At 42.5% G+C, this 544-nt stretch carries 1 pseudogene; it reads left to right on the top strand.

The features are described 5' to 3' along the window. Positions 1-544: pseudogene (locus KP705_RS16630) on the top strand (hypothetical protein); the annotation flags it as partial.

The raw sequence follows: 544 nt of genomic DNA, 5'->3' as shown, positions 1-544 counted from the left end.
GCGGATGGGTTATCTCCAAAGGAACAAAATGAAGCCTATAAGCAATCGTTTAGAGATTGGCAGGACAGTTATTGGGATAAGGTCGGGAAGCCTTCTGGCTTAACTCGTATTGGTCCAGGTCGTAGGCGTTTAACTCGGGACCAGTGGAACCAGGAGAAGCAACAAGCCAAGGCTTTAGCTATTGCTCTGGCTGATGGTCGTGCTGTTGCAAAGCGTGTTGATGCTGCAAAAGCTAAGGCTGAAAAGTTTGAGAAGGCTGGCACGTTGGTTGGTGCTGTTTCTTCTGCTGTTGCTGGTGGTGTTGTTCAGGTTTCTGAGTCATTCACGAAAAGCCGTTTTGATGATGGTGCGAAGTCTCGTGAAAATGAAATTCATTTATTGAAGAATCAAAATGAGAAGTTGAAAGCGAGTAATTCATCACTAAAAACAAAAATTCACAAAAGTAATGAATCACGAAAATCACTATTGAACGAATTGAAAAGCGAACGCGAAAAAAGTTTTGATAAGGGCAAGCCGTTCAGAGATTTACAGAAGAAGAATGAAC

The organism is Gluconobacter sp. P1D12_c, assembly GCF_018812105.1.
GTDB lineage: Bacteria > Pseudomonadota > Alphaproteobacteria > Acetobacterales > Acetobacteraceae > Gluconobacter > Gluconobacter oxydans_A.
This window is presented reverse-complemented; position numbering and strand designations above follow the sequence as displayed.